Raw genomic sequence first — 12,031 nt, 5'->3', positions numbered from 1 at the left:
CGGGTATACATGCGCATTTTGCCTGAAGGAGTACCCGCGGTCGGCCCCGAAGGGTGAAACTGAACAGGCAAGACATGGTTCTTACCCCATCCGTACCGTTTCGAACCGCTCCGGCATGCGCATACGTCCCCGACATATCGCGAGTTTGCTGCTCTCCGTCCTGATCACGGGGAGTATCTTGGCGCCTACGGTACACAACCTGTTGCACGAAGCGGCGAACGAATACGTCTCGTTCGAACGTCACAGCTCGTCCGATCAGGTCAATTTTGATATCGAATGCAACCGCCCGCATGCACCGGAGCGGCCCTGCATCTTCTGTACGCAACTCTCCGTGCATGTCGGGATGCTCGCGGATGACGTGCCGGTATGGCTCGACACCCGCTCGTTGGTCATCCCCGATGTCCAGCTCGACAGGCAGCTCGTTGCCCGGCGGTGGGACATCCGTGGTCCGCCCGCTCTCGGTTGACTGATACCCGTTCCGCCGGCTCTCCGCCGATGCGCAACGGATGCTAGCGGCGACGCCCCGCGTCGCGATGGCGTCGTCTGAAGGACGCCCTGCAGTCAATCGAGCTTGACCATGCTGTCTACTTCTATGAGGCGGAAGTCCCTTCCGTCGCTTCTTGTCGCGCTACATCTGATCGTCGCCACCAGTGCGGCACAATCTGTTGAAGGGGTCGTGCGCGCATCCGATGCCGGCCCGCTGCCCGGCGTCAACGTCTATATCGAGTCCCTGGAGCGCGGCGCGATAACCGATGCCGATGGGCGCTATCGTATCGCCCGGTTGCCGGCGGGGACGTACGACATCGTGTTCAGTTATGTCGGATTTCGAACAGAGACGCGCCGTGTCCGTCTTCTGGAGGAGGATCTTACCCTCGACATGTCGCTGGAGCCGGATCGGGTATCGACCGGCGAAGTGCTGGTGTCGGCGGATCGGCAGGAGCAGCTGACCGTCGATACCCGATCGGTGGCCATGCTCGACGCGGCGGCGCTGGAGGATGCGCGGGGCCAGACCCTGGGAGAAACGCTCGAGCACCTGCCAGGGCTGGCCAGTTTGCAGACCGGTCCGTCCCTTTCCAAGCCGGTCGTGCGCGGCCTCCACAGCCAGCGTGTGCTCGTGCTCAACGCCGGCGTCGCCCAGGAGGGGCAGCAGTGGGGAGGCGAGCATGCGCCGGAAATCGACCCCTTCTCGCCCGTCCGTATCGAGGTGATCAAAGGAGTAGCCGGCGTCGAGTACGGGGTCGGCGCCATCGGGGGCGTCATTCGGCTCGAACCGCTCGAACTGCCCTACGTCCCGGGCACGCCCGTGCGTGGGCAATTTTCGGGCAACGGATTTTCGAACAACCGGCAGGGAGCCGGCGCAGTGTACCTCGAGGGCGTGTCCGATCGTTTGCCGGGTTTCGGATGGCGGGCGCAGGGGAGTTACCGGAAAGCCGGCGACGCCCACGCACCCGGCTACGTGATACCGAACTCCGCGTTCAGGGAAGCCAACGGAGCGCTGACTCTCGGATTCCGACGCGGATCGTGGAACTGGCTGAGCCACCTGAGCCATTTCGGAACCGAACTGGGGATTTACAGCGGCGCCCACATCGGCAACATGGAGGACCTGCTGCGTGCGATCGAGCGGGGCGAGCCGGCCACCTACGCGCCTTTCAGCTATGAGATCGGTCTGCCGAAACAGCGGATCGCGCACGACATGGCGACGCTGCGGGGCCAGTACCGGCTGTCGACGGGAGGACGCCTCGAGGTTCAGTACGGGGTGCAGAAAAATCGCCGGCAGGAGTTCGATGCGCATCGGGGGGGCCTCGACGATCCGGATGACGCGGCCCGGCCGGCGTTCGAGCTGTCGCTGGTCTCGCACAGCATCGAGGCCCGATTCCATCACAGGCCCCTGGGTCAGGTTTTCGGGGTGATCGGCGTCAATGGCACGAGCCAGCGAAATACGAACGGACGCACGGGATTTCTCATCCCGAATTTTCGTTCGTACGGCGGCGGCTTTTTTGCGCGGGAAACGCTGGTCAGAGGCCCGCTCCAGCTCGAGGCCGGCGCCCGCTTCGATCTCCACTGGGTGCGCGCGTGGCCCCGTGAAAACGGGGGCACCGGCGACTTCGTGCCGCGCATCCAGACCTTTGGCAGCCCCTCGGGCATGCTTGGCGCCATCTGGGAGTTCGCCCCGTCGTGGTCGCTCGCGACGAACCTGGGTACCGCATGGAGGCCGCCGAGCGTCAACGAGCACTACAACTTTGGCGTGCATCATGGGACCGCTCAGTTCGAAATCGGCGATCCGTCGCTCGGTCGAGAGCGCAGCTTCGGGCTGGACGCCACCCTCCGACACACCGGCGCGCGTACGCGTCTCGAACTGAGCGCCTACCAGACCAGGTTCGACGGGTTCATCTACCTCTTCCCGGACCCTGTACCCCGGGTCACGATTCGCGGGACTTTCCCCACCTTCCGCTACGCCCAGGCGGACGCCCAGCTCGCGGGGGTCGACGGATCGGTGGAATACGACGTCATTCCCGCCCTGACGGTCGGCGCGGTTGCCTCCCTGGTGCGCGGCGACAACCTGGAGTCGAATGAGCCCCTCTTCCAGATGCCGGCGGACCGGCTCCGCCTCGTCGCTCATGTCAATCTGCCGGACATCAAGGCCCTCCAGGACCCTCATCTCGAATTCGAAGCGCTCCTCGTAGCCCGTCAATCCCGCTTCCCCGCCGGCGCGGACTATACCGATCCGCCTCCGGGCTACCGCCTCCTGAACGGGGCGTTCGCTGCGAACCTGGTTCTCGGCGGGACGCCGATCCACGTCCATGCCTCCATCGAGAATGTGCTGAACACCGCCTATCGCGACTACCTCAGCCGCTTTCGCTATTTCATCGACGACCCCGGAAGAAGCTTCGTGCTTCGATTGAGTGTGCCGATAGGCGCTCCACGTCCGTGAAGCGCCCATCGGACGTCCAGGAAACCCGGGCATCCGGCGCGGCAACGCCGGGGCCGGGTCATGTTCAACCCAACCCAACCCAGGAAACCATGAACAACCTACCGAACACCCTTCGTATCGTTTCATCGCTGGCCCTCGTGGCGGCGATTCCTTTTCTCTCCGGTTGCGACTCGGAGGAGCCCGATCCCTCCGCCGGCGAGACGGAGTTCATCACCCAGGTGCGGCTGACGCTCACGCCCATGAGTGGCGGCTCTGCCGTCGTCGTGCAGGCGGACGACCCGGACGGGGATGGCGCCAATCTGACCATCGACGCGATCCAGCTCACCGCCGGCGAAACGTATACCGGCACGATCGTCCTCTACGACGGTGTGAACGATGAGGATATCACCGCGGAGGTGCAGGCCGAGGCGGAAGAGCACCAGTTCTGGTATCAGGCCGAGGGCGGCATAGCGGATCGCATCACTGTGACGATCACCGATCAGGATGCCAACAACCTGCCCATCGGTCTGGCTTTCACGCTGGCGGTGAGCGATGGCGGCGCGGCGACGGGCACGTTCAATGTAGCCCTGAGCCACTACGACGCGTCGCCTAAAGACGGGACCGGCCGGAGTGACGAGACGGATGTCGACATCGATTTCCCGGTGTCGATCGTTCCCTGATCGCCGGAAAACGGTCTGGTGTGCCGCTTAGAACGGGGCGTCGCCGCCTGGCGGAAGGGGAATCGCCGGCGGCCCGCCCCGGTCTCCGCCGAAGTCGTACGAGCCGCTCTGCTCCTGGATGTAGCCGGTCAGGTTTTCGAAGCGCGCGTACTGGTTCACGAACGCGAGCTGAACGTCTCCGATCGGACCGTTGCGTTGCTTGGCAATGATGATTTCGCCGATGCCTTCGGTTGAATTGCCGTTTTCGTCCACCGTGATGCCGTAGCGTTCCGCGCGGTAGATAAACGCGACGAGGTCGGCATCCTGTTCGATGGAGCCGGATTCGCGCAGGTCGGACAACTGCGGCCGTTTGTCGCCGCCGCGGGTTTCGACCGCGCGGCTGAGCTGCGACAGGGCGATGACGGGCACGTCGAGTTCTTTGGCGAGCGACTTGAGCGAGCGCGATATCTGCGCGATTTCCTGTTCGCGGTTCGCGTTTTTGCCGCCACCGCTGCCGTGCATGAGCTGGAGGTAGTCGACGATCACGAGCCCGATATTGTGTTCGGCCTTGAGCCGCCGGCACTTGGCGCGCAGTTCCAGCACGCTCAGGCCCGGCGTGTCGTCGATATAAATCGGGGCCGCCGACAGCTTGCCGGCGGCGCGCGCGAGCCGGGGCCAGTCCTCGTCGCGGAGCCGGCCGGTTCGGGCCGCCTGCGCATCGACGCGGGCCTCGGACGTCAGCAGACGCTGCGCCAGCTGCTGGGCGCCCATTTCCAGCGAAAAGATGGCGACGCCGGCGGGACTCTCCGGGTGCAGCGCCGCATTGCGGGCCACGGCCAGGCTGAATGCCGTCTTCCCCATCGACGGGCGTGCGGCCAGGATGATGAGGTCGGTTTTTTGCCATCCACCGGTCATGTCGTCCAGCCGCGTGAAGCCGCTCGGCACCCCGGTGATGCCGCCCTCGCGGCCATGGACGGCTTCCAGCGAGGCCAGCGTGCCTTTCAGCACCTCGTTCATCGAGGTCGCCGAGCGGCGCAACTGGTTGTCGGAGATCCTGAAGATCTCGCGCTCGCTGGAGTCGAGCAGCTCGAAGGCGTCCGTGCTGGGTTCGTAGGCCTGCCCGATCAAGCCCGTCATCGTCTCGATCATCTTCCGGAGCAGCGATTTCTCGGCGATGATCCGGGCGTGGTATTCGACGTTGGCGGCCGTGTCGACGTGTGTCGTCAGCTCGGTCAGGTAATAGGAGCCCCCGATTTCCTCAAGCTGGCCGCGCCGGCGCAGTTCTTCCGTCAGGGTGATGATGTCGACCGGGTTGCCGCGTTCGAAGAGCGCCAGCACACCGTGGTAGATGATCTGATGCCGCGTCAGATAGAAGGTGTCCGGCGGCAGGATTTCGATGGCGCGCGGGATCGCGTCGCGCTCGATCAGCATGGCGCCCAGGACCGACTTTTCCACCTCGGTAGCCTGCGGCGGCATCCGCCCGCCCTGTTCGACCATGCGCTTCCCGGCCGCGCGCGGCGAGCGCTCGCGCTGCGTCATCTTGTCCAGTGGATAGCTGGCCCCGTCTTCCGAAATGTTGAATCGGGGCGGATTCGGGTCGTCGTAGTCGGACATGCAGCGGTACGGATTCCTGGTTCGATACCCACATCGCGGTCGCGCCGGTTCGGCGGAGCCGCAGCGCCATAGCAGCTAAGGTCCGTCTGCTACGCGCTCAGGGTGCGGTTAGTTCGTCGTATTTATCGCGCAGCATCTGGACGTCCTCCCAGGTCGGGCGCTTCCATTGCGGGTTTCGGAGCAGGGCGGCGGGATGGTAGGTGACCATCGTCGGGATGCCATGAAAATCGTTGAATTTGCCACGCAGCGAAGCGAGGGTGACCTGTTTTTCGAGCAGGTTATTGCCGGCCGTCTTGCCCACGCACAGGATCAATTTGGGTTGGATGAGGGCAATCTGTTTGTACAGGATCGGGATGTGCGCGGCCACTTCATCGGGCAGTGGATCGCGGTTGTTGGGTGGCCGGCTTTTGAGGATGTTGGCGATGTACACGTCATCCCGCGTGAAATGGATGGCTTCCAGGATCTTCGTCAGGAGCTGGCCGGCGCGGCCTACAAACGGCTCCCCCTTCTGGTCTTCATCGGCGCCCGGAGCTTCCCCGATGACCATCAGATCCGCATGCGGATTGCCCACGCCGAATACCGGGTTGATGCGCGTCGTATCCAGCGGGATGAGCACGGTGGAGGCGACGTAATCCCGCACTTCATCCAGCGTCGTCATCGCATGGAGCGGTGAAGTCGGTGCGATCAGGGCTTCAATGCGTTTGTAGGGCGAGCCATCCTGTGCTCGGGGCGGGGTCTCGGGGGCTCCAGCGTGGGGTTCGGTCATGGGCCGTTGCGGGGTGTCAATCGGTGATGGTGGGGGGAGAGGGGCCGGATCGACCGGCGTGATTGCGAGGGGGGGCGTTTCATCCGCAACGGCGGCAGCCCGCTCTTCCGGTTTCGCGGGCTCGATCGGCACGTAGGGCCCTTGCAGCGCCAGCTCGAACGCGATGGCCTGCTTGAGCAGGGAGCGAGGATCCTCCATGATCGTATACCGGTCTGAGCGATGAGCGGAAAAGCGTGGTTGAACAGCCCCCGGGCTGCCGTCAAGATAGGAAACGCGACGCTGCCTCGCTTACCCGGATGCGGGCGCACGATGTATTTTTGATCTCACCGACACACTCCTCCCTGGTCATTATGGATCCCTACATTCGGATGCTCCAGCAGGGGCAAACCCTCGCCATGATCGCCGGCCTGGTGATCCTCGCGCTGCTGGAACACGCGCATCCGTTCTACGACTTTTTCCGGGGCGAACCGGGGTCGCGCGGCCGGCATGCCGTACGCAATCTGCTCCTCGGCGCCCTGAACGGTCTCGTCGTGTCGCTGGGCTTCGTGTGGCTCTGGTTCCTGGCGACCGCCTGGGCGGAAGCCAACCAGTTCGGCATCATGAACCAGCTGAGCGCGCGTTTCGGCATCCCGGGCTGGGCCCACGCGGTCGGGGCGATGCTGTTGATCGATGCCTGGATGTATGTGTGGCACCGCGTCAATCATGTCGTTCCGTTCCTGTGGCGTTTTCATCGGGTGCATCATGCGGATCCGCACATGGATGTCACCACCGCCAGTCGTTTTCACCTGGGCGAGATCGTGCTGTCGTCGCTCTTGCGCGTGCCGGTGCTGATCCTGGCCGGCGCGCATCTGTGGGAGCTGCTGGTGTATGAGACGCTGATGTTCGCGGTGGTTCAGACGCAGCACGCCAACATCTTTTTCCCCGATCGGCTCGATCGCGCCCTGCGCACGGTGATCGTGACGCCGGCGATGCACAAGGTGCACCATTCCCGCTGGCAGCCTGAAACGGACTCCAACTACAGCTCGCTGTTCTCCATCTGGGACCGCCTCGGGCGGTCTTTCCGGATCAGAAAGGATCTCTCAACCCTGCGGATCGGGTTGGATGAAATGGATGACGAACGCTACCAGACCGTTGGGGGGATGGTCAGGACGCCTTTTCTGTCGATCCCGAGATCGGAAGGGGCCGAGGAAGATCGGTCCGTCAGGCGATCCGCCGAAGGATAGCGGCCGCGACCTGAGGTTTCGGCATGAGCGGGAGGGCTTCCTGCCGGCCATCGCGGGCGAGCAGCGTCACTTTGTTCGTGCCCGTTCCGAAGCCGGCGCCGGGCTCGGTCATGTCGTTGAGCACGATCCAGTCGAGGTTTTTGCGCGCGAGTTTGCCCTGGGCGTGCTCGATGCCGTGGTCGGTCTCCAGCGCAAAGCCCACCAGGATCTGGTCGGGTCTTTTCTGCGCGCCCAGCGTGGCCAGAATATCGATGGTGCGGCGAAGTGCGATGGAGAGGTCGCCGTCCGCCTTTTTTACTTTGGTGTCGGAGCGTTCCGCCGGCGTGTAGTCTGCCACGGCCGCGGCCATGATGACGAGGTCGGCGTCGCTGCGGGATAACACGGCATCCGCCATCTCGGCGGCCGACTCGACGCCCACGAAGGTGACGCCGTGCGGTGGTTGCAGGGCGGTGGGGCCACTCACGAGCGTCACGCGCGCGCCGGCGCGTGAGGCGGCATCGGCGAGCGCGTAACCCATCGTGCCGGTGGAGTGGTTGGAGAGAAAACGGACGGGATCGATGGCCTCGCGCGTCGGACCGGCGGTGACCAGCACGTGTTTGCCGGCGAGGTCGGGCAACGAGGCCGGCTGCAGCTCGCCGAGGATGCGTTTGAGGATCTGTTCGGGCTCGGGCAGGCGTCCCTGGCCGATGAGGCCGCTCGCGAGCGGTCCGTGCTCCGGCGGCATGATGCGGTATCCGTAGTCCCGCAACGTGGCCAGGTTGGCGGTCGTGGCCGGATGGAGGAACATGTCGTGGTCCATCGCGGGGCACACGAGGATGGGGCAGCGGGCCGACAGCGCCGTGGCGGTCAGCATCGAATCACAGGCGCCGTGAGCGAGTTTGGCGATGGTGTCCGCGGTTGCGGGAGCGACGACAAACAGGTCGGCCCAGAGGCCGAGTTCGACGTGACGCGTCCAGCCCATGGCCGGCGTGTCCGGGAAAATCTCGATGGGGACGTCGCGGCCGGAGAGGGTGCCGAGGGTGAGCGGGGCGATAAACCGTGTGGCGCCGGCAGTCATCAGCACCTGTACCTCGGCGCCGGCTTTTTTCAGCAACCGCGTCAGTTCGGCCGCTTTATACGCGGCGATGCTGCCGCAAACGCCCAGAATGAGCTTGCGGCCTTCGAGAGATAGGGAGGCGCTCATGGCGATGGACGCCGGACGAGGCCGCGCGCGCCGATCAGAGGCCTTCGTCCTCGTTCGGATTACGGAAGTAGATCTCGCGGTCGAGCATCTCGTTGATCGCCACTTCCGGCGGCTTGGCCCGCTTTTCGTATTCGATCGAGGTGCGCACCTGCTCTTCCGTCATCCGCGTGTCTTCCATCTCGGGGCCAAACCCTTCGAAATAGGACAGCTTCTCATCCAGTTCGGCCTTCCCCTTGGAGGACAACTGACGGGCACGCTTCGAGAGGATCGCAACGGTTTCGAAGATGCTGCCCGTTTCGCTGGTCAGCGCGCTTACGTCGATGGTTCGAATGGCCATAAATACGGATAGGGCTTGGTATCGCAGAGAATAAAGTACGCCGGCATCCGGCCGGAAAGAGGCGTCAGATGTCCGTCGTCGCGTGATTTCGCTCGGCCAGAAACTCGCGTATCAGCTCTAATGTTTCCTCCACCGCCGTTTCGAGGTCGTCGTTCAGGACGACGTGGTCGCACCGCGACGCGTACCCCATCTCCATTTTCGCCCGATCCAGCCGCACCTTTAACCGATCCTCGGACTCCGTCCCGCGATTCGAGAGGCGATCTTCGAGGGCCGCCATGGAAGGCGGTCGGATGAAGAGCACGAGGGCGTCGTCGCCCAGCAATTCCTTGACGCGCATGGCGCCGCGCACATCCAGGTCGAGCAGCGCGGTGCCGACGCGTCCGATCCGTTCGATCTCGGAGAGCAGCGTGCCGTAGTAGCAGCCGGGGTAGACCTCCTCGTATTCGAGGAAATCGCCGGCGTCGACCCGCCGTTCGAACTCGGCCGCGGACAGGAAATGGTAATGGATGCCTTCCTTTTCGTAATCGCGGGGCGGGCGCGTGGTGGCGGAGACCGAAAACTTAAGCGTGGGGCATGCCGCGAGAACCCGCCGTGCAATCGTGGTCTTGCCGGCGCCACTGGGCGCTGTCAGCACTACGACGCCGTACCGGGATGGGGTTGCGTTCATTCAATATTTTGAACTTGCTCTCGAATTTTTTCGAGCTCTTCTTTCATCTCGACGGCCAGGTGAGCGACACGCGCATCGTTGGCTTTCGAGCCGATGGTGTTCACTTCGCGATTGATCTCCTGGACGATGAAGTTCAGCTTGCGTCCGACGGGCTCGTCGCTCGTCATGGCCTCGCGGAACATCTGCACATGCGAGGCCAGCCGTACGCACTCCTCGGTGACGTCGAGCCGATCGGACAGCATGACGATCTCCATTTCGAGCCGGTCGCGGTCCACCCGATCGTCGCTGAAGAGTTCGGCCAGGCGTTCCGTCATCCGGGCGCGGGCCTCGGCGATGCGTTCCGGTGCGCGGGTTTCGACTTCCCGAAGCCGCTCTTCGATCAGATTGAGCCGCATCGCGAGATCCTGCCGGAGCGCCTCGCCCTCCTGCAGCCGCATGGCGGACAATTGCTGGATGGCTTCTTCGGTCGCGGCGATCAACAGGTCCCGCGTGGCGTCTCCCGGTGCAAGGGTCTCTTCGACAGTAGTGATAAGATCCGGGAAGTTCAAGAGATGGCTCAGAGAAACCGGTTCGTCGATGCCGGCTTCCCGCGCCAGCGTCTTCAGCACCTGGGTATAGCCCCGCACCTGGACGGGGTCGATCCGAACGGGCATGGCCACGTCGCCCGCCGTCTCGGGCTGCACGGAGATGCTGATCCGGCCCCGCGAGATCGAGAGCTTGACCTGGTTCTGAACCGCATTCTCATACTCGGCAAGCTGACGGGGCATGCGCGACGAAATCTCGCAGTAGCGGCTGTTTACGGAGCGGATTTCGACAACGAGCGCCAGGGTATCGTTCTGGGCGCGGCCACGGCCGAAGCCGGTCATGCTTGCAATCATAGGAGCTAGGGGAGGGTTGAACCGGGGCGCCAGAAGGGGCCGGCAATACCAGACGATCGATGATAAAAGAGCCGGATCGCGGGCGCGATCCGGCTCAGGAGTCGCGGCGGAGAGAGAGGGATTCGAACCCTCGGTACCCCGATAGGGGCACACACGCTTTCCAGGCGTGCACCTTCAGCCACTCGGTCATCTCTCCATCGAGTCAGGAAGCAGGGTCTAGCATATCCCCAGTCATGGAGACAAGTTCCGACCGCCGCCGCCTCACACTTCCATGATTTCCTCTTCCTTGCGCTGGAGCAGTTTATCGATGCTCTCGATGTGGCGGTCCGTCATCCCCTGCAGCTTCTCTTCCGCCTCGTAGCGCATGTCCTCGGGGAGGTTTTCGTCCTGCTGGAGCGACTTGATTTCGTCCTTCACGTGCCGGCGGATGTTGCGCACGGCGACGCGGGCGTCTTCGCCGCGCGTCCGGGCCGTCTTGGCGAGGTCGCGCCGGCGTTCTTCGGAAAGCGGGGGGACGGGCACACGGATGATGACGCCGTCGTTGGACGGCATCACGCCGATGTTGGCCGCGATGATGGCCTTCTCGATATCGTTGAGCGCGGAGCGGTCCCAGGGCTGGACGACGAGGAGGTCCGGCTGCGGGGCCGAAACGTTGGCCATCTGGTTGAGCGGGGTATTCGCTCCGTAATACGTAACGCGGATATGCTCGAGCATGGCCGGCGTGGCGCGGCCCGCCCGGATGCTGCTCAACTCATGACGCAGATGCTCCATCGCCCGATTCATCTTGTCCTCGGCGTCATCCAGCACCATTTTGATCATCTCGTCAACCATCGTTCAACCTTTCAGTCAAAGTTCGGGAGGTATCGTGCAACGGGAAGGCTGCCCGTTCTGCTAGCGGGGAGCCATGGAAACAGCCGGCTGGCCGGTCCAGTAGACGAGCGTCCCGATCGATTCGCCCTTGATGACCCGGAGCAGGTTGCTCGGATCGTCCATGTTGAAGACGATGATGGGTTGCCGGCTTTCCTTGCACAGCGTGAAGGCGGTCATATCCATTACTTTCAATTCGCGCTGGATGACCTCGCTCCCATGGATGCGGGCGAAGCGCTCCGCGGTCGGGTCCTTCTCGGGGTCGGCGGTGAAGATACCGTCTACCCGCGTGCCCTTGAGGATCACATCCGCATCGATCTCCAGCGCGCGCAGGGACGCCGCCGTGTCGGTCGTAAAATACGGATTCCCCGTACCCGCGCCAAAGATGACGACGCGGCCTTTTTCGAGATGACGGATGGCGCGCCGGCGGATGAAGGGCTCGGCGATCTCGTCCATGTGGATGCTCGACTGCAGGCGCGTCTTGAGGCCGGCCTGTTCGAGGGCATCCTGCAGGGCCATGGCGTTGATCATCGTGGCCAGCATGCCCATGTAGTCGGCATGCGCGCGTTTCATGCCCTGCTTGGCGTCGATGCCCCTGAAGATGTTGCCTCCGCCGATGACGATGGCGACTTCGGCGCCGAGCTGGCGTGCATCCCGCACCGCGTTCGCGTAGCCGGTGAGCACCTCGTCGTCAATGCCGTAATCCTTTTTTCCGAGCAGGGCTTCACCGCTCAATTTCAGCAGCACGCGCTTGTAGCGGAGGGTATCAGTCGTTGGAGTGTCCTCTTGCATAATCACGGAACGCGGGGTGCATCGGTGAACGGTTCAACTATCGCTTCCATACCTGTAAGACAGCGTCTGGATCCGGTCGTTTCAGTGGAGCCGGCGGGCAGACGAACAGGGGAAAGAGAGGGGTGAAAACGCGA

The 12,031-nt window shown here is 63.8% G+C and carries 12 protein-coding genes and 1 tRNA gene; 4 read left to right on the top strand and 9 right to left on the bottom strand.

The window, feature by feature from the left end; all coding sequences use genetic code 11:
• Positions 1-178: 178 nt before the first annotated feature.
• The 3 genes from R2834_09560 to R2834_09550 all read left to right on the top strand — a co-directional run bounded on the left by R2834_09560 (position 179) and on the right by R2834_09550 (position 3,591).
• A complete protein-coding gene (locus R2834_09560; protein MEZ4700564.1) occupies positions 179-466 on the top strand; it encodes a hypothetical protein in 288 nt (95 codons plus the stop codon).
• A gap of 111 nt (positions 467-577) precedes the next feature.
• Entirely contained in the window at positions 578-2,932 is a 2,355-nt protein-coding gene (locus R2834_09555) for a TonB-dependent receptor (GenBank protein MEZ4700563.1), read from the top strand.
• Positions 2,933-3,021: 89 nt separating this feature from the next.
• Positions 3,022-3,591, top strand: coding sequence for a hypothetical protein (locus tag R2834_09550; protein MEZ4700562.1), 570 nt, complete (start codon positions 3,022-3,024; stop codon positions 3,589-3,591).
• Positions 3,592-3,618: 27 nt separating this feature from the next.
• Here the strand turns inward: R2834_09550 and dnaB are convergent, their stop codons facing one another.
• Both dnaB and R2834_09540 read right to left on the bottom strand, forming a co-directional pair.
• Positions 3,619-5,184: a replicative DNA helicase gene (gene dnaB, locus R2834_09545; protein ID MEZ4700561.1), complete on the bottom strand. Its 1,566-nt coding sequence runs from the start codon at positions 5,182-5,184 to the stop codon at positions 3,619-3,621.
• 97 nt (positions 5,185-5,281) lie between these two features.
• Positions 5,282-6,148 carry a uracil-DNA glycosylase gene (locus R2834_09540; GenBank protein ID MEZ4700560.1) on the bottom strand — a complete coding sequence of 289 codons (867 nt, stop codon included), beginning with the start codon at positions 6,146-6,148 and terminating at the stop codon, positions 5,282-5,284.
• Between the two features lie 152 nt (positions 6,149-6,300).
• On the opposite strand from R2834_09540, the gene R2834_09535 reads away from it, so the two are divergent.
• Positions 6,301-7,173, top strand: coding sequence for a sterol desaturase family protein (locus tag R2834_09535; GenBank protein ID MEZ4700559.1), 873 nt, complete (start codon positions 6,301-6,303; stop codon positions 7,171-7,173).
• On the opposite strand, the gene coaBC is transcribed toward R2834_09535, so the two are convergent.
• The 7 genes from coaBC to pyrH form a co-directional block, all read right to left on the bottom strand.
• A complete protein-coding gene (coaBC, locus tag R2834_09530) occupies positions 7,151-8,356 on the bottom strand; it encodes a bifunctional phosphopantothenoylcysteine decarboxylase/phosphopantothenate--cysteine ligase CoaBC (GenBank protein MEZ4700558.1) in 1,206 nt (401 codons plus the stop codon). The two genes, R2834_09535 and coaBC, sit on opposite strands and share 23 nt — an antisense overlap.
• Before the next feature lie 34 nt (positions 8,357-8,390).
• Positions 8,391-8,693: a DNA-directed RNA polymerase subunit omega gene (locus R2834_09525; GenBank protein MEZ4700557.1), complete on the bottom strand. Its 303-nt coding sequence runs from the start codon at positions 8,691-8,693 to the stop codon at positions 8,391-8,393.
• A gap of 64 nt (positions 8,694-8,757) precedes the next feature.
• Positions 8,758-9,360 carry a guanylate kinase gene (gmk, locus tag R2834_09520; protein ID MEZ4700556.1) on the bottom strand — a complete coding sequence of 201 codons (603 nt, stop codon included), beginning with the start codon at positions 9,358-9,360 and terminating at the stop codon, positions 8,758-8,760.
• Positions 9,357-10,238 (bottom strand): YicC/YloC family endoribonuclease, encoded by an 882-nt coding sequence (locus R2834_09515; GenBank protein ID MEZ4700555.1) that lies wholly within the window; start codon positions 10,236-10,238, stop codon positions 9,357-9,359. Before R2834_09515 ends, gmk begins: the two co-directional genes overlap by 4 nt.
• A gap of 107 nt (positions 10,239-10,345) precedes the next feature.
• Positions 10,346-10,434: transfer RNA gene (locus R2834_09510), tRNA-Ser, on the bottom strand.
• 65 nt (positions 10,435-10,499) lie between these two features.
• Positions 10,500-11,069: a ribosome recycling factor gene (gene frr, locus R2834_09505; GenBank protein MEZ4700554.1), complete on the bottom strand. Its 570-nt coding sequence runs from the start codon at positions 11,067-11,069 to the stop codon at positions 10,500-10,502.
• A gap of 60 nt (positions 11,070-11,129) precedes the next feature.
• Entirely contained in the window at positions 11,130-11,897 is a 768-nt protein-coding gene (gene pyrH / locus R2834_09500) for a UMP kinase (GenBank protein MEZ4700553.1), read from the bottom strand.
• Positions 11,898-12,031 lie beyond the last annotated feature (134 nt).

The sequence above is a fragment of the Rhodothermales bacterium genome (genome assembly GCA_041391505.1).
Taxonomy (GTDB): domain Bacteria; phylum Bacteroidota; class Rhodothermia; order Rhodothermales; family JAHQVL01; genus JAWKNW01.
The sequence above is the reverse complement of the archived record's forward strand: the minus strand, read 5'-3'. Positions and strand labels throughout refer to the sequence as shown.